Genomic DNA, 18,282 nt, shown 5'->3' on the forward strand with positions numbered 1-18,282 from the left:
GAAAAAGAAGGGAGCTTACCAAAATGCGTGAAGTAGAAGTAAGCAGACTTACAGATGTCATTGAAAAACTCTGTATCGAAGCAAATGAACATCTTCCGGAAGATGTAAAATGCGCCATCAAAACATGCCGTGCATGCGAAGACGGAGAAATCGCCAAGGGCGTCCTTGACAATATTATTGAGAACTTTGATATTGCCGATAAGGAGAATGTGCCGATCTGCCAGGATACCGGAATGGCATGTGTATTTCTGGAAATCGGACAGGATGTACACTTTGTAGGCGGAGATTTCACTGATGCCATCAATGAAGGGGTACGTCGTGGATACGACAAAGGATATTTAAGAAAATCTGTAGTAAGGGATCCTGTACGTCGCGGAAATACAGGAGATAACACACCGGCTATGATCTATACAGAGATCGTTCCGGGAGATCAGGTTAAGATCACAGTAGGTCCAAAAGGCTTCGGAAGTGAGAATATGAGTATGATCCGTATGTTTAAGCCGTCTGCAGGACTTCAGGGAATCAAGGATTTCATTTTGGAAGTAGTAGAGACCGCTGGTCCTAATCCATGTCCTCCTATGGTAGTCGGAGTCGGAATCGGCGGAACCTTTGACAAATGTGCTCTTCTTGCAAAGAAAGCACTGATGCGTCCTCTGGATTCCCACAACCCGGATCCATTTTACGCAGATCTTGAGAACGAAATGCTTGAGAAGGTGAATAAGCTTGGAATCGGACCTCAGGGCTTTGGCGGAAAGACCACTGCCATCGGTCTGAATATTGAAACAATGCCTACACACATTGCGGGAATGCCGTGTGCAGTTAATATCAACTGTCATGTAACCCGTCACAAAATGGAGGTGATCTGATCATGGAAAAAAGAAAAATTACACTGCCTCTGACAAAAGAACTGGCAAAGACTCTTCATGCAGGAGATCAGGTTCTTCTTACAGGAACTATCTACACCTCCCGTGATGCAGGTCATAAGCGTATGTGTGAAGCTCTTGCAAGGGGAGAGAAGATTCCGTTTGACCCAACAGATGCAACAATCTATTATGTAGGACCGACTCCTGCAAAACCAGGAGCAGTAATCGGTTCCGCAGGGCCTACAACCAGCGGACGTATGGATGCCTATGCACCGACTATGATGTCAGTAGGAGCACGCGGTATGATCGGAAAAGGAGCACGCCTTCCAGAAGTTGTAGAAGCCATGAAGAAATATGACGGCGTTTACTTCGGAGCGATCGGCGGTGCCGGAGCTCTTCTTGCCAAATGTATCAAGAAAGCTGAGCTGATTGCATATGAGGATCTTGGCGCAGAAGCACTTCGTAAGCTTTATGTAGAGGATATGCCGCTTGTTGTTATTATTGACAGCGAGGGAAATAACCTTTATGAAGAAGGACGTAAGGAATATCTGAAAGAGCATAAACCAGAGTAATCATCGGTGTTTTAAATTTGACATATAAGAACGATATAGCCTGTATATCAAATTGAGTGTTTACAGGATTTATAGTTTATAACTTTGAAGGTGCAGCGGACTTGACAGAGTTAAAATCGCATATGCAGAACAAAGACGAAAGATAAAGGAAGGAACTTGCTATGGACCATCATAAGAAGGTACAGACCTCAGAAGCTTTCATAAACAGTGCATTTCTTGCAGTGTCAGGAGGATTTCAGGATGCCTATACCTACTTCACACGCGACGGCGTTTTTTCCAACGCTCAGACCGGAAACGTGGTACTGATGAGTGAGCGGTTTATGAACGGCGAAGTGAAAGCAGGATTACATTATCTGGTTCCTCTGACCGCATTTTTCCTTGGAGTACTGCTGGCAGAGCGTATTCAGAATAAATTTCGCTATGCCAGACGCTTTCACTGGCGCCAGGGAATCCTTCTGGTAGAAATTATCCTGTTGTTTCTGGTAGGCTTTGTACCGGGAAATATGAATGTACTGGCTACCACCATGGTATCCTTCTCCTGTGCCTTGCAGGTACAGACCTTCCGAAAGGTAGAAGGAAACTCTTATGCCAGTACCATGTGCATCGGGAATCTCCGAAGCGGTACAGCAGCTTTTTCAGCCTACATACGCGAAAGAAAGCCGCGCCTGCTTCACCAGGCACTGTGCTATTATGCCATTATCTTTCTGTTTGCCATAGGAGCAGGAATCGGAGGACGACTCTCTGTGGCATACGGTGAAAAAGCTATCTGGGTATCCAGTATTTTGCTTCTTATCAGCTTTCTGATTATGTTTATTGAGGAGATTGAAGAAGCAGAGCATCATTGGCAATAAAAATATATATCAGCAGATATTAAAAACGGAATCTCTGAAAAGGGATTCCGTTTTTTGTTGGCTCAGCAAAAATACAGATATAGATTTATTTGATCGGTGTCTTGTTGTCAATGCGTTCTACAAGGTAATCGATTGTAGTATCATAATAATCTGCAAGCCGGATGAGCATTTCGATTGGGAATGTGAAATATGCAGTTGAGCTTTGGCTGGCAATAGATTATAATAAGATCAGAGCAAAAATCTTTCTTTAAAAGCCTGCATATAAAAGGCAGGTTTTTCTTTTTTTCTGAAAATCTTATTATATTCCAGCAAAATATTATAACAGAAACAATTCTGCAAAGTACGAAAGACAGAATTGTTGAAGAAAACACTAACATATGTTGAAGAAAACAGTTCAGTAACTGTTCACAGGTAATATTCCGCGAGGTGTTTTGACATGAATATGGCAAAATCCCGAGACATACGGGGCAAAATGCCATCACCGAAGGTGATTTGGAATGCATTTTGACCAAGTTACTGTGAACGGAGTGAACAGTAACGAATATCAGGCAGATCGGGGGCCGGAAGAAGAAAGGAGAAAAATGTTTGCAAGTGTACTATCAGCAGCAATTTTGGGAATGGAGGTACATCCCATTCAGGTGGAGGCAGATGTCAGTGATGGGCTGCCTTCCTTTACTATGGTCGGTTTTCCTTCAGCGCAGGTAAAAGAAGCACAGGACAGGGTAAGAACAGCACTGAAAAATAATGGAATTGCGCTTCCGCCAAAGAGGATCACTGTCAATTTTGCTCCGGCAGATATCAAAAAGGAAGGAGCAGGCTTTGATCTTCCGCTTGCGGCGGCGGTTCTTGCTGCCTCAGGGATATTAAGACCGGAACAGCTTACGGCAGTCATGATGGCCGGAGAGATCAGCCTGAACGGAAATATTCATGCAATCTCAGGAATTCTGCCAATGATAATACGGGCAAGGGAAGAAAAATGTCGTTTCTGCGTTGTCCCGGCAGAAAATCTGAAAGAGGCAAGACTGATTCCGGATATGAAAGTGATCGGTGTGAGAAATCTCAATGAAATGATCCAATATCTGAGAAATCCGGAAGACTACTGTATGGAGGATATCGAAAGTACAGTGGAAGAAAATACGGAAAAAACAGATTTCTGTGAGATCAAAGGGCAGGAAAGTCTTCGAAGAGCGGTAGAGATTGCAGTCAGTGGATTTCACAATCTGCTTATGATCGGACCACCGGGAGCAGGAAAAACCATGATAGCAAAAAGAATACCCGGGATCATGCCGTCACTGAGTTTTGAGGAAGGACTGGAACTGACCAAAATCTACAGTATTGCGGGGCTTTTGTCTCCGGGTGATCCTCTTGTGAGAAAACGGCCATTTCGAAGTCCGCATCATACCTGTTCTGCACAGGCATTGGCCGGCGGCGGACGAAATCCCAGACCGGGAGAGGTCACGCTGGCACACAGAGGCGTGCTTTTTCTTGATGAGATGCCGGAGTTTTCAAGGCGGAGCCTGGAGATTTTGCGACAGCCTCTGGAAGATAAAGTGATCCGAATCTCAAGAGTATATGGAACCTATGATTTTCCGGCAGATTTTATTTTGTGTGCGGCAATGAATCCCTGTCCCTGCGGGCATTATCCTGATATGAATCGCTGTCATTGCACCCCGGCACAGGTTTCACAGTATCTTGGAAGAATCAGCCAGCCACTGCTTGACAGACTGGACCTCTGTGCGGATGTGACACCGGTATCTTTTGAAGGGCTGAGCAGCAGCCGGATCGGAGAATCGACGAATAAGATTCAGGAACGTGTTACACGGGTTCAGGAAATACAGAGAAGCCGATACAGGAATGAAGGAATCCAGTTCAATGGAGAACTCAAAGGAAGCCAGATAGAACGATTCTGTAAACTGGACGCCCAGGGAAGGGGTCTTCTTAAGATGGCATTTGAGCATATGCCATTCAGTGCACGGGCATATCACCGTATTCTGAAGGTGGCAAGAACAATTGCAGATATGGATGATTCAGGAACTATACAGAAGCATCATATAGGGGAGGCACTTTCCTATCGTGCGTTTGACAAAAAATACTGGAACTAAAGTGTCATAAAACAGGAAAGAATGAGGTATTTTATATGGAAGAAAAACCAGAAGAAAAAATCCTCCGGATTAGTTCCAAAAGTGCAGAATATCCGGAAAAATTAAATAATTACCCCAAAATGCCGGAAATACTTTTTGTAAAAGGAAGACTGCCCGACAGGAAAAAACCAAGTATAGCAATCGTTGGAGCACGGGCGTGCAGCACATACGGAAGAATCCAGGCATTTCGATATGCAAAGGTCCTCAGCAGCGCAGGAGTGCAGATCATCAGCGGCATGGCCTACGGGATTGATGCAGAAGCACACAAGGGAGCACTGGAGGGAGGAACAGCAACCTACGCAGTTCTTGCAGGTGGCGTGGATATCTGTTATCCGGCGGGAAATAAAGCCCTGTATGAACGTATCCTGAGGGAAGGAGGAGGAATCATAAGTGAACAGCCTCCGGGTATGAGAGCAAGAAATTATTTTTTTCCGGCAAGGAACCGGATCATAAGTGGACTTGCGGATATGGTGCTCATCGTAGAGGCAAGAGAAAAAAGTGGTTCGCTTATCACAGCACAGTGGGCATTGGATCAGGGAAAAACAGTTTATGCGATTCCGGGACCTGTAAATGAGGAACTGAGTATAGGATGCCACAAACTGATATATGATGGGGCAGGAATCGCGTACAGTCCGGAAATTCTTCTCAGAGAACTGGGGATGAATTATGAAAATAAGGTAAAATCCGACTCAAAAAATGACTTAGGACTTGCAAGCGATTTGAAATTGGTGTATAGTTGTCTCGATTTACGACCAAAATCTACGGATTTTTTAATTCAGAAAACAGGCCTTCCGCCGAGGCAGATCGGAAGCCTTTTGCTGGAGTTAAAGCTGTCAGGTCTGATCCGGGAGATCGGCAGACATTATTATATAAAAGAGACTTAAAACCGACATAAGACGTCGACTCTTGAAGCAACAGATCCCGGAGAGTTTAGCAAAAGTAGGAGAGGTAGCATGGCGAAATATCTGGTGATAGTAGAGTCACCTGCAAAAGTAAAAACTATTAAAAAATTTCTTGGAAGTAATTATGATGTACAGGCATCAAACGGACATGTGAGGGATTTCCCGAAAAGTCAGTTCGGAATCGATGTGGAAAATGATTTTGAACCTAAATATATTACGATCCGTGGGAAAGGAGAACTCCTTGCTTCACTTCGTAAGGCTGCAAAGAAAGCAGATAAGATTTATCTTGCAACGGACCCTGACCGTGAAGGAGAGGCGATTTCCTGGCATTTGATGCAGGCATTGAAGGAAAATCCGGACAAAATGCGCAGGATTTCTTTTAATGAGATCACCAAGACAGCCGTGAAGAATTCTATCAAGCAGCCACGGGATCTGGATATGAATCTGGTAGATGCACAGCAGGCCAGAAGAATGCTGGATCGAATGGTAGGATACAGCATCAGTCCGCTTCTCTGGGCAAAGGTCAAGAGAGGTTTGAGTGCGGGGCGTGTTCAGTCTGTAGCACTTCGGATCATCTGCGACCGCGAGGATGAGATCAATGCATTTATTCCGGAAGAATACTGGAGTCTGGACGGAGAATTCCGTGTCAAAGGGGAGAAGAAACCGCTCAAGGCTAAATTTTACGGAACCGACAAAAAAATGCCAATCCATAATAAGAAAGAAATGGATGAGCTTCTTGAAAAACTGGAAAATGCAGAATATGAGATCACAGAAGTCAAAAAGGGAGAGCGTATCAAGAATGCACCGCTTCCGTTCACAACCAGTACTCTGCAGCAGGAAGCTGCCAAGACTCTGAATTTCTCTACACAGAAGACTATGCGTCTGGCACAGCAGTTATATGAGGGTGTTGATATTAAGGGAAATGGTACGGTAGGTATCATCACTTATCTCCGTACAGATTCTACACGAATCTCCCATGAAGCGGACGAAGCTGCAAGAGAATATATCGGACAGCAGTATGGGGAGGAATATGTATCCAAAACAGAGAAATCTGTCAAGAAAGAGCAGAAGATCCAGGATGCACACGAGGCAATCCGTCCGACAGACATTACCAGACTGCCGGCTATGATCAAGGAATCTCTTTCCAGAGATCAGTTCCGCCTGTATCAGCTGATATGGAAGCGTTTTACAGCCAGCAGAATGGCAGCGGCGAAATATGAGACAACTTCTGTAAAAATCGGTGCAGGAGAATATACCTTTACGGTGGCAGCCTCCAAGGTAGTCTTTGATGGTTTCTTATCTGTATATACACAGGAGGAAGATAATCAGAAAGGAAATGTTCTGAGCCAGTCTCTGGAAAAGGGCATGAAACTTACTCTGGAAGAACTGAAGCCGGAACAGCATTTTACACAGCCGCCGGCACATTACACAGAGGCTTCTCTTGTAAAGGCACTGGAAGAACAGGGAATCGGCCGTCCAAGTACTTATGCACCTACGATCACAACGATCATCAGCCGACGTTATGTTTCCAAAGAACAGAAGAACCTTTATGTTACAGAACTTGGAGAAGTGGTAAACAACATTATGAAGCAGGCTTTTCCGAGCATTGTAGATGTGCGCTTCACAGCGATGATGGAAGGACTTCTGGACTGTGTGGAGGCAGGAACTGTTCAGTGGAAGACAGTTGTCAGAAACTTCTACCCGGATCTTAAGAAAGATGTAGACGCAGCAGAGAAAGAGCTTGAGAAGGTTGATATTCAGGATGAGGTTACGGATGAAATCTGTGATGTCTGCGGCAGAAACATGGTCATCAAGTATGGACCACATGGAAGATTTCTTGCTTGCCCGGGATTTCCGGAATGCAGAAATACCAAGCCTTATTATGAGAAGATTGGTGTGGCCTGCCCGAAATGCGGTAAGGATGTTGTCCTTAAGAAAACGCAGAAAGGACGTAAATATTATGGATGCATCGACAATCCGGAATGTGATTTTATGTCCTGGCAGAAACCGTCAAATAAGAAATGTCCGGTCTGCGGAAGTTATATGGTTGAGAAAGGAAATAAACTTGTCTGCAGTCAGGAAACCTGTGGCTATGTAGAGCAGAAAGAAAAAGAAGAAGACTGAGCGCACAGAAAATGATAACTGTGAAAATGAAACAGTTATGAATTTTCTGAAAATGCAGATAAAAGTGAAAAAAATATAAAAATATCTTGCTTTTTCGTGATAAAGCGTGTACTATTGTGTTATAAAGATGGTCACATCGAATAAATCATTGAAGGAGGCCAAGATGAGCGTTCAGTTGTTAGATAAAACAAGAAAAATCAACAAACTTCTGCACAACAGTAGTTCCAGTAAGGTAGTGTTTAATGATATCTGCCAGGTTTTGATGGAGACATTAAGCTCTAACATACTGGTGCTGAGCAAGAAGGGTAAAGTCCTGGGAATCAGTTTATGTCCGGGCGTCAAGGAAATAACTGAACTGATTGAAGATAACGTTGGCGGACATGTAGATGAATTGTTGAATGAGCGTTTTTTGGGAGTTTTATCAACCAAAGAAAACGTAAATCTTCAGACATTAGGTTTTGAACATGTTGACAGCAGCTGCCAGGGAATCATCAATCCGATTGATATTGCAGGAGAACGTCTGGGAACTGTTTTTATGTATCGTGACAATAAGCCATATGACATTGAGGATATCATTGTCAGTGAATATGGCACAACGGTCGTAGGACTGGAGATGATGCGTGCAGTACACGAGGAGAATGCAGAGGAGGACCGTAAGCAGCAGGTTGTTAAGTCAGCCTTTAATACCCTGTCATTCTCAGAACTGGAGGCAATCATCCATATCTTTGATGAACTGGATGGAGAAGAAGGAATCCTGGTTGCGAGCAAGATCGCAGACCGTGTGGGAATCACCAGATCCGTAATTGTAAATGCCCTGCGTAAGTTTGAGAGTGCAGGTGTTATCGAATCCCGTTCTTCCGGTATGAAAGGAACCTATATCAAGGTTCTCAATGAAGTGATCTTTGATGAACTGGAAGAGATCAAAGCCCAGAGAAATAAGAAATCATGATCAGAAACTGATCAGAAATAAAGTCAGAGAAGCTCTTTGTCACTGAGTAAAGATTCAGTGGGAAAGAGCTTTTCTGATGTAATGGTGTCAGAATAGGTGCATTCACCTGTATAAAAAATTAATGAAAAACAGTAAAATAAGAAAACTAAAGAAAATATAAGAAAAAAAGAGATAATATTTGAAAATATAAAAATTAACAACTGTAAAAAGAGTTGCAGAAAATAGCGTAATTCAATAATATAAGGACAGTGATTAGCACTCAGACGAAATGAGTGCTAGCAATCGAAAGCAAGGCAACAATAAAGGAGGAAAATAGATCATGAAATTAGTACCTTTAGGTGACAGAGTTGTATTAAAACAGTTAGAAGCAGAAGAAACAACAAAATCCGGTATTGTACTTCCGGGTCAGGCACAGGAAAAACCACAGCAGGCAGAAGTTATCGCTGTAGGACCTGGCGGAGTTGTTGATGGTAAAGAAGTAAAGATGGAAGTGGAAACAGGTAATAAGGTTATCTATTCCAAATATGCAGGAACAGAAGTAAAGCTTGACGGCGAAGAATACATCATCGTAAAACAGAATGATATTCTTGCAATCGTTGAATAATATTTTTTTAATTGACATTATTTCAGGAGGACAGTTATCATGGCAAAAGAAATTAAATTTGGTTCAGAAGCAAGAGCTGCACTTGAAGCTGGTGTAAACAAACTTGCAGATACAGTAAGAGTAACAATCGGTCCAAAAGGAAGAAACGTTGTACTTGACAAATCTTTCGGTGCTCCGCTCATCACAAACGATGGTGTTACAATCGCAAAAGAAATCGAACTGGAAGACAGATTTGAAAACATGGGTGCACAGCTTATCAAAGAAGTTGCATCCAAGACAAATGATGTAGCAGGTGATGGTACTACAACAGCTACTGTTCTTGCACAGGCAATGGTTCATGAGGGAATGAAGAACCTGGCAGCAGGTGCTAACCCGATCATCCTCAGAAAAGGAATGAGAAAAGCAACAGATACAGCTGTAGAAGCAATCAAAGAGATGAGCCAGAAAATCAGCGGCAAAGCACAGATCGCAAACGTAGCAGCAATCTCTGCAAGTGATGAAGAAGTTGGTCAGCTTGTTGCAGATGCAATGGAAAAAGTTTCCAACGATGGTGTTATCACTGTAGAAGAATCCAAGACAATGCATACAGAGCTTGATCTGGTAGAAGGTATGCAGTTTGACCGTGGATATATTTCTGCTTATATGTCTACAGACATGGAAAAAATGGAAGCAGTTCTGGAAGATCCGTATATCCTGATCACAGACAAGAAAATCAGCAATATTCAGGAAGTACTTCCGTTACTGGAGCAGGTTGTTCAGGCAGGTGCAAAACTTCTTATTATTGCAGAAGATGTAGAAGGTGAAGCTCTGACAACTCTGATCGTAAATAAATTAAGAGGAACTTTCCAGGTAGTAGCTGTCAAAGCTCCGGGATATGGTGACAGAAGAAAAGAAATGCTGCAGGATATCGCTATCCTGACAGGCGGACAGGTAATTTCCGATGAACTGGGCCTGGATCTTAAAGAAGCTACCATGGCACAGCTTGGTCGTGCAAAATCTGTTAAGGTTGCAAAAGAAAATACAGTTATTGTTGACGGACTTGGTGACAAGAAGGCAATTGCTGACCGTGTTGCTCAGATCCGTGGACAGATCGCAGAGACAAAATCTGAATTTGACAAAGAAAAATTACAGGAAAGACTTGCAAAACTGGCTGGCGGCGTAGCTGTTATCCGTGTTGGTGCTGCAACTGAAACTGAGATGAAAGAAGCAAAACTTCGTCTGGAGGATGCTCTTGCAGCTACAAGAGCAGCTGTAGAAGAGGGAATCATCGCAGGCGGCGGATCTGCTTACATCCATGCTTCCAAGAAGGTTGCTGAACTGGTTGCAACTCTGGAAGGTGATGAGAAGACAGGTGCAAATGTTATCCTTAAAGCACTGGAGGCTCCATTATTCCATATTTCTGCAAATGCAGGACTGGAAGGCTCTGTTATCATCAACAAGGTAAGAGAATCTGAGCCAGGCGTTGGATTTGATGCACTGAATGAATGCTATGTAGATATGGTAGGAGCAGGTATCCTTGACCCGGTTAAGGTTACAAGAAGTGCTCTGCAGAACGCTACAAGCGTTGCATCTACTCTGCTTACTACAGAATCTGTAGTAGCAACAATTAAAGAAGATACTCCGGCTATGCCGGCAGGCGCACCAGGAATGGGCGGAATGATGTAATCAAAAGTTTTTAAAGATCGGACCAGCGTCATAGACGCTGGTCTTTTTTTGTGATAGAATAATTACAGATTCATAAAACAAATAAGGAGAGAAAGACGCAGATGAGTGATTTATATTCAGAATTTCTGGTAAAGAAAGAACCAACTACAAAAGATGCGGTGATCAAGTATGGAATGATCATACTGACTGCAGTGGCAGCAGCGGCAGGACTTATGTTCAGTTTCGTGTTTCTTCTGGCAGCGGTTGTGCTTGGAGTCGCATGTTATTTCATTGTGCCGAGGACAGATCTTGAATATGAGTATCTTTTTGTGAACGGTGAAATGGACATCGACATGGTTATGGCCAAGTCCAAACGTAAAAAAGCAATAACAGTGAACATCAAGGAGGCAGATCTTGTGGCGCCAGTGGATTCTCACCGTCTGGATTACTACAACAGCAGCAGTAAAATGAAAACCCTGGATTACTCTTCAGGAAATTCTGGTCACAAGCGTTTTGCAGTCATCACCAGAGACAAGGGAGAGAATTGCAGGATCATCATTGAGCCAGATGAACAAATGCAGCAGGCTATCAAAAATTCAGCACCGAGCAAAGTTTTTTTGGATTGACACTGCAAATTATTTTTGTTAAACTAGGGAACAAAATCAAAATAACATAATATACAAGGGAGGAAATGCAATGGGTACTATCATTGGTGAAGGAATTACATTCGATGATGTTCTTTTAGTTCCGGCATACTCAAAGGTAATTCCGAATCAGGTAGATGTCACAACGTATTTAACAAAGAAGGTAAAACTGAACATTCCTATGATGAGCGCAGGAATGGATACAGTTACCGAGCACAGGATGGCGATCGCTATGGCCAGACAGGGCGGTATCGGTATTATTCACAAGAATATGTCCATCGAGGCACAGGCAGACGAGGTAGACAAGGTAAAACGTTCTGAGAACGGTGTTATCACAGATCCATTCTTTTTATCCGCAGAAAATACTCTTGAAGATGCAAACAACCTGATGGCGAAATTCCGTATTTCCGGTGTTCCGATCACAGAGGGAAGAAAGCTGGTAGGTATCATTACCAACCGTGATCTTAAATTCGAAACAGACTTTTCAAAGAAAATCAGAGAGTGCATGACATCTGAAGGACTGATCACAGCCAAAGAAGGAATCACTCTTGAAGAAGCAAAGAAGATTCTGGCTAAATCCCGTAAAGAAAAATTACCCATTGTAGATGATGATTTCAACTTAAAAGGTCTGATCACGATCAAGGATATTGAGAAACAGATCAAATATCCTCTTGCAGCCAAAGACGCACAGGGACGTCTTCTCTGCGGTGCGGCAGTTGGTATCACAGCCAATGTCCTTGCACGTGTAGATGCACTGGTTAAGGCAAATGTAGACGTTATTGTTATCGACTCCGCACATGGACATTCTGAGAATATCCTTCGCGCAGTACGTCAGATCAAGGACGTATATCCGGATCTTCAGGTGATCGCAGGAAACGTTGCTACAGGAGAAGCTACCAAGGCTCTGATCGATGCCGGTGTAGATGCTGTCAAGGTTGGTATCGGACCTGGATCTATCTGTACAACACGTGTCGTTGCAGGTATCGGTGTTCCGCAGGTTACAGCTGTTATGGACTGCTATGAAGTTGCAAACCGCTATGGTATTCCGATCATCGCAGATGGCGGAATCAAATATTCCGGAGATATCACTAAGGCAATCGCAGCTGGTGCCAATGTCTGCATGATGGGAAGTATCTTTGCAGGATGCGATGAGAGCCCGGGAACATTTGAACTGTATCAGGGACGTAAATACAAAGTATACCGTGGTATGGGATCCATCGCAGCCATGGAAAACGGCAGCAAGGACCGCTACTTCCAGCAGGATGCCAAGAAACTGGTTCCGGAAGGAGTAGAGGGACGTGTAGCATACAAGGGACATGTAGAGGATACCGTATTCCAGTTAATGGGCGGTCTTCGTTCCGGTATGGGATACTGCGGAGCAGAAACAATTGAGAAGCTTAAGACAACAGGAAGATTTATTAAGATTTCTGCTGCATCACTTAAGGAATCTCATCCGCATGATATCCATATTACAAAGGAAGCTCCGAACTACAGCGTAGATGAATAAATTTGTTCTTGCGTAATTGGATAAATTAGTATATTATGTAATTGTTCGCAGGTAGTATTCCGCGAGGTGTTTTGCCATGAATGTGGCAAAATCCCGAGACATACAGGGCAAAATGCCATCACCGAAGGTGATTGGGAATGCATTTTGACCAGGTTACTGTGAACGGAGTGAACAGTATATTATGATGATTATAACGACTGCATGACTGGCGGAAGTAGGAGTACCTACAGGGAGTGCAGTAAGTAAACGTGCCGACCGCCTGGGCAGCCTGTGGAAGCAGACTACCCAGGCGGTTTTTTCGATTTAAAATCGAGGTGGCGACATCCGATTCTATTAATTACCAAAAGGAGAAGTGATCATGGAAAGAATTTCACTGGAAAATGAACTGAAAAACAATTCCTACCCGGGAAGAGGAATTATTATTGGACGTTCCGCAGACGGAACCAAGGCAGTAACAGCTTATTTTATCATGGGAAGAAGTGAAAACAGCAGGAATCGAGTATTTGTTGAGGATGGAGAGGGAATTCGCACACAGGCATTTGATCCATCCAAACTGACAGATCCGAGCCTGATCATTTATGCTCCGGTACGTGTACTGGGAAATAAGACAATTGTGACAAACGGTGATCAGACAGATACAATCTACGAGGGAATGGACAAACAGCTTACCTTCGAGCAGTCCTTAAGAACACGTGAATTCGAGCCGGACGGACCGAACTATACACCAAGAATTTCCGGTGTTATGCATATTGAGAATGGTGAATACAGCTATGCAATGTCAATTCTCAAGAGCAACAACGGAAATCCAGATGCATGTCTCCGTTATACTTATGCATACGAGAAAGCAATTCCGGGAGAGGGCCGTTTCATTCATACCTACAAATGCGACGGTAATCCGCTTCCAAGCTTTGAGGGAGAACCGAAGCTTGTGGATATTCCAAATGATATGGAGGCCTTTACAGAGCTTCTGTGGAACAGCCTGAACGAAGAGAATAAAGTTTCTCTGTTTGTACGTTATATTGACATTGCAACAGGAAATTATGAAACAAAGATCGTAAACAAGAATAAGTAAGAGACGGAGGAAGAATAAGATGAACGAATTACAGTTAAAATACGGATGTAACCCAAACCAGAAACCTTCCAGAATTTACATGGAGGACGGAAGTGAGCTTCCGATTAAGGTTCATTCCGGAAAACCAGGATATATCAACTTCCTGGATGCATTTAACGGCTGGCAGCTTGTGCGCGACCTCAAAAAAGCAACAGGACTTCCGGCAGCCACTTCCTTCAAGCATGTTTCACCGGCAGGTGCGGCAGTAGGACTTCCGCTTGATGAGACACTGGCAAAGATCTACTGGGTAGATGATATGAACTGGAAAGAGTTTTCTCCGCTTGCCTGTGCGTATGCAAGAGCCAGAGGTGCAGACCGTATGTCCTCTTTTGGAGATTTTATTTCTCTTTCTGATGTCTGCGATAAAGACACAGCAATGCTGATCAAGAGAGAGGTTTCTGATGGTGTCATTGCACCGGGATACACAGAGGAAGCACTGGAAATTCTTGGACAGAAGAAAAAAGGTAATTACAATGTGATCGAGATCGATCCGGATTATGTACCGGCTCCACTGGAGCACAAACAGGTATATGGAGTGACCTTTGAACAGGGTCGCCAGGAACTGGCAATCAATGATGAACTGATCTCCAACATTGTGACTGAGAATAAAGAACTCACAGAAGAAGCAAAGAGAGATCTTAAGGTTTCTCTGATCATTCTGAAATATACACAGTCCAACTCTGTATGCTTTGTCAAAGACGGACAGGCAATCGGCGTCGGAGCAGGACAGCAGTCCCGTGTACACTGCACCAGACTTGCAGGACAGAAGGCTGATAACTGGTTCCTTCGTCAGAGTCCTCAGGTTTTGAATCTTCCGTTCAAAGATACTATCAGCAGAGCAGAGCGTGACAACGCAATCGATGTTTACATTGGCGAAGAATACATGGATGTTCTGGCAGATGGAGCATGGGAGAATGTATTTACTGAGAAACCGGCAGTATTCACAAAAGAAGAAAAGCGTGCATGGCTGGATCAGATGACAGATGTAACACTTGGATCAGACGCATTCTTCCCGTTCAGTGATAATATTGAACGAGCACATAAGAGCGGTGTGAAATTTATTGCACAGCCGGGTGGCTCTGTAAGAGATGATGCAGTGATCGAAACCTGCAACAAATATGGAATGGTGATGGCATTTACAGGAATCAGACTGTTCCATCACTAAGAAAATAAAATATAAGATAAAAAGAGAGAGAAAGCTTCTGAACAAACAAAAGAGGAGCTTTCTCTTTTTGACTTTATCGGATTATGATGAAAATATTCTTATAACAAAAAAAGAACCAGGAACGATTCCTGATTCTTAAGAGCGATAGACGGGGCTCGAACCCGCGGTCTCGACCTTGGCAAGGTCGCGCGTTACCAACTACGCCACTATCGCATATGTCTTGTTTGGAAGTTTTAATTGTTTTCCTCAGCGACAAGACATACTATACCAGATAGATTTGTATTTGTCAAATGTTTTTTTGAAAAAAATTCAAAAATTTGAAAAAAAGTTTTTCAGTGCTATTTTGGACGCTTTGTTAAAAAAGAGTGAAAACTTTGTGTAAATTTGAAATCGCACATGTCATGTGCTACAATACTCACAGAAATAGAATTGTGCTATATGGATCAAACAGGACAGTGATGCTCAAAGTTGGAAATATAGTAAACTGTTCACAGGTAATATCCCGCGAGGTGTTTTGCCATGAATATGGCAAAATCCCGAGACATACGGGGCAAAATGCCATCACCGAAGGTGATTTGGAATGCATTTTGACCAAGTTACTGCGAACGGAGTGAACAGTAACAAATATAGTAAACTGACAGAAAGAGGTGAAAGATTCGTGAAGAAGAGAACGACGGCCCTTTTGCTGGGGAGTGTGCTGTTATGTCATGCATCCCTGGTTTATGGCGAAGTTCCGGATTATGATACAGTGCTGGAAACGGCACAGAAGGAAAATAAGTCTGTCCAGACATTTGAGACAGATGATGGTAAGGGGAATACGGTTCAGGTAACAGCAGATAAGAAAACACTTTATGTGACAGCCAGAATAGCAGGTATTTATTCCATGCCCTCTGACAGTAGTGCGGAGCTTATGGCAGCAGCACTGGGAGACCAGGTAGAACAGACGGCGATCTGTGACAATGGCTGGAGTAAGGTGGAGGCAGAGTCTGAAGGAGAAAAGGTCATAGGATATATGCAGACGCAGGCACTGAACAGCGAAAATCAGATTCTGTCTGTAGATGAGGAAGAAGTGGAAGTAACATCTGACAGCAGCATTCTGGATTATCCGGGAAAGAAAGATGGAGAAGTTGTCGGCGAAGTGCTGGAACTGGATCAGGTAAAGCGTACAGGAACCGTAAATGGTGTCTGGAGCAGGATCAAATATCAGAATGCAGACGGAACGGAAAAAGAGGGATATATCCCGACCAGCTGCCTGGATGTTGCAGATGCTCAGGAAAGTACAGATACCTCGGCATCCATAGATAAGAAAAAAGATGCAGGAACCCTTCACAAAAGCAGCGGTAAAGGAGTCTTTGCAGATGCACTGGAGACAGATGAGAGTGTTACCGAGCAGAATGGAGTACAGATCGGAACACCGGTGGCAGCATCCTCTGATGCTAAACTCAAAGACCTTGGTGTATTCAAGATCACACATTACTGTCCGTGCAGTATTTGTTGTGGACCGTATGCAAATGGAATCACTTCTACGGGTGTAACAGCGGTGACAAACCACACGATCGCAGTAGACCCGTCACAGATACCATATGGTAGCAAGGTTGTGATCAATGGACAGGTTTATGTTGCAGAGGACTGTGGTGGTGCGATCAAGACAAACTGTATTGATATTTATGTGGCAACGCATGCAGAGGGTGAGTCCAAGGGTGTTTATTACACAGAGGTTTATCTTATCCAGTAAAATACAAAATCTCCGGCTGAAACAGCAAAAGCTGTATCCTGCCGGAGATTTTTGTAAGAGTTTTATCTTGCCATGGAATAAATCTTTTCCATGTCTTTCATGTTTAACTGTTTAAATACACCAATGGTACGGGTATCTTCAAAGCTGCATTTAAAAGCAAGCTCATGAATCTGCTGGTCATTAAGATCAAGACCAAGTTCATGCAGGCTGGTAGGCATCTGGATAGAACGGAAAAAGTTTTCCATTGCTTCGATTCCGGCCAGGGCGGTTTTGTTGAAATCAAGATCACATGGGATTTCAAATACATTTGTTGCAAACTGTGCAAAACGTTCCGGATTTACGTCGTATACATATCGTGCCCAGCTTCCCCAGATAGCCGCAAGACCGGCACCGTGGGTGACATCGTAAAGACCACCAAGTTCATGTTCAAGCTGATGACAGGACCAGTCACCGCCGCCGGTGCCGCATCCGGTCAGACCGTTATGAGAAAGACTTCCGGCCCACATGATCTCTGCGCGGGCGTTGTAGTTGCCTGGCTCCTTCATAAGGATGCGTGCGTTATAGATCACTGTCTGCATCAGAGATTCACTCATGCTGTCGGTAATCTCCATAGTTTCGATATTGACAAAATAGCGTTCCATGGTGTGCATGAGAATGTCGACACATCCGCTCTCGGTCTGATACTGAGGAAGACTGTAGGTCAGCCTTGGATTCATCAGAGCGAATTTAGGACGGCAGAGATCACTTCTGGTGCTTCCACGTTTGAGCCAGCCCTCTTCGTTGGTGATAACACAGGAACCGCTCATTTCACTTCCGGAAGCTGCAATGGTAGGAATCACACCAATCGGAAGACAGGCAGTCGGAGTCTCTGTCTTGAGGAAGAAATTCCAGACATCTGTCCATGGATTCGCAACACCATAACCGATTGCTTTACCGGAATCGATAACACTTCCGCCACCAACGGCAAGAATAAAATCTACATTCTCTTTCCGGCAGAGTTCAATGCCTTCGCGTACTTTGGAAAGACGGGGATTTGGAACAACACCGCCCAGAGTGACAAAGTCAATATCAGCATCGGTAAGACATTTTTTGATTTCATCAAGAAGTCCGGAAGAGATGGCACTGTGACCGCCGTAATGGATCAGAACTTTATGGCAGCCTTCTTCTTTCAGGATATCACCAATCTGTAAATGAGAATCTTTGCCAAAAATAACCCTTGTGGGGGCAAAATATTCGAAGCTTCGCATAATGATAGTTACTCCTTATATAAATTTAATAAATATCGTATCTGCAGATATCAGCTCAGGATCATGCACCCGGGTTTCGCGTGCATTCAGTCTGACCAAGACATCATAAGATAAATATAACATAATTGTAAAAATAAATACATAAAAAATTTGGGGTTTTTCAAGGAATAGAAAACATTCTGGACATTTCCTTTCCGGTGTAATATTATAAAATAATAAAAAG

15 protein-coding genes, 1 tRNA gene and 1 riboswitch are annotated in these 18,282 nt (G+C 43.5%); of the genes, 14 read left to right on the forward strand and 2 right to left on the reverse strand.

The window, feature by feature from the left end:
• Positions 1 to 23: 23 nt before the first annotated feature.
• From LIR34_RS09385 to LIR34_RS09445, 13 genes are all read left to right on the forward strand, one after another.
• On the forward strand, positions 24 to 866 hold the full coding sequence (locus tag LIR34_RS09385) for a fumarate hydratase (protein ID WP_173902602.1): 843 nt from the start codon (positions 24 to 26) through the stop codon (positions 864 to 866).
• 2 nt (positions 867 to 868) lie between these two features.
• Entirely contained in the window at positions 869 to 1,435 is a 567-nt protein-coding gene (locus LIR34_RS09390) for a Fe-S-containing hydro-lyase (RefSeq protein WP_161285231.1), read from the forward strand.
• Positions 1,436 to 1,596: 161 nt separating this feature from the next.
• A complete protein-coding gene (locus tag LIR34_RS09395) occupies positions 1,597 to 2,286 on the forward strand; it encodes a YoaK family protein (RefSeq protein ID WP_173902603.1) in 690 nt (229 codons plus the stop codon).
• Positions 2,287 to 2,804: 518 nt separating this feature from the next.
• Entirely contained in the window at positions 2,805 to 4,388 is a 1,584-nt protein-coding gene (locus LIR34_RS09400; RefSeq protein ID WP_330603686.1) for a YifB family Mg chelatase-like AAA ATPase, read from the forward strand.
• A gap of 35 nt (positions 4,389 to 4,423) precedes the next feature.
• On the forward strand, positions 4,424 to 5,311 hold the full coding sequence (gene dprA, locus LIR34_RS09405) for a DNA-processing protein DprA (RefSeq protein ID WP_173902604.1): 888 nt from the start codon (positions 4,424 to 4,426) through the stop codon (positions 5,309 to 5,311).
• A gap of 69 nt (positions 5,312 to 5,380) precedes the next feature.
• Entirely contained in the window at positions 5,381 to 7,453 is a 2,073-nt protein-coding gene (gene topA / locus LIR34_RS09410) for a type I DNA topoisomerase (protein ID WP_161285228.1), read from the forward strand.
• 163 nt (positions 7,454 to 7,616) lie between these two features.
• Positions 7,617 to 8,402: a GTP-sensing pleiotropic transcriptional regulator CodY gene (gene codY, locus LIR34_RS09415; RefSeq protein WP_161285227.1), complete on the forward strand. Its 786-nt coding sequence runs from the start codon at positions 7,617 to 7,619 to the stop codon at positions 8,400 to 8,402.
• Between the two features lie 319 nt (positions 8,403 to 8,721).
• Positions 8,722 to 9,006 (forward strand): co-chaperone GroES, encoded by a 285-nt coding sequence (gene groES / locus LIR34_RS09420; protein ID WP_173902605.1) that lies wholly within the window; start codon positions 8,722 to 8,724, stop codon positions 9,004 to 9,006.
• Positions 9,007 to 9,045: 39 nt separating this feature from the next.
• A complete protein-coding gene (gene groL, locus LIR34_RS09425; RefSeq protein ID WP_161285225.1) occupies positions 9,046 to 10,671 on the forward strand; it encodes a chaperonin GroEL in 1,626 nt (541 codons plus the stop codon).
• 101 nt (positions 10,672 to 10,772) lie between these two features.
• Positions 10,773 to 11,276: a DUF6106 family protein gene (locus LIR34_RS09430; protein WP_173902606.1), complete on the forward strand. Its 504-nt coding sequence runs from the start codon at positions 10,773 to 10,775 to the stop codon at positions 11,274 to 11,276.
• A gap of 70 nt (positions 11,277 to 11,346) precedes the next feature.
• A complete protein-coding gene (gene guaB, locus LIR34_RS09435) occupies positions 11,347 to 12,801 on the forward strand; it encodes an IMP dehydrogenase (RefSeq protein WP_161285223.1) in 1,455 nt (484 codons plus the stop codon).
• 191 nt (positions 12,802 to 12,992) lie between these two features.
• Positions 12,993 to 13,073, forward strand: a riboswitch (ZMP/ZTP riboswitch).
• 86 nt (positions 13,074 to 13,159) lie between these two features.
• Positions 13,160 to 13,873, forward strand: a complete 714-nt coding sequence (locus LIR34_RS09440) for an IMP cyclohydrolase (protein WP_161285222.1) — start codon at positions 13,160 to 13,162, stop codon at positions 13,871 to 13,873.
• A gap of 19 nt (positions 13,874 to 13,892) precedes the next feature.
• Positions 13,893 to 15,077: a phosphoribosylaminoimidazolecarboxamide formyltransferase gene (locus LIR34_RS09445; protein WP_173902607.1), complete on the forward strand. Its 1,185-nt coding sequence runs from the start codon at positions 13,893 to 13,895 to the stop codon at positions 15,075 to 15,077.
• 140 nt (positions 15,078 to 15,217) lie between these two features.
• On the opposite strand, the gene LIR34_RS09450 is transcribed toward LIR34_RS09445, so the two are convergent.
• Positions 15,218 to 15,290, reverse strand: a tRNA-Gly gene (locus LIR34_RS09450).
• Positions 15,291 to 15,735: 445 nt separating this feature from the next.
• Between LIR34_RS09450 and LIR34_RS09455 the strand changes: the two genes are divergently transcribed.
• Positions 15,736 to 16,812 carry a 3D domain-containing protein gene (locus tag LIR34_RS09455; RefSeq protein ID WP_265107718.1) on the forward strand — a complete coding sequence of 359 codons (1,077 nt, stop codon included), beginning with the start codon at positions 15,736 to 15,738 and terminating at the stop codon, positions 16,810 to 16,812.
• A gap of 62 nt (positions 16,813 to 16,874) precedes the next feature.
• Here LIR34_RS09455 and LIR34_RS09460 read toward each other — a convergent pair whose 3' ends face one another.
• A complete protein-coding gene (locus tag LIR34_RS09460; protein ID WP_161285220.1) occupies positions 16,875 to 18,059 on the reverse strand; it encodes an iron-containing alcohol dehydrogenase in 1,185 nt (394 codons plus the stop codon).
• Positions 18,060 to 18,282: the final 223 nt, after the last annotated feature.

The sequence above is a fragment of the Blautia sp. MSK17_66 genome (assembly GCF_020538025.1).
GTDB lineage: Bacteria > Bacillota > Clostridia > Lachnospirales > Lachnospiraceae > Blautia_A.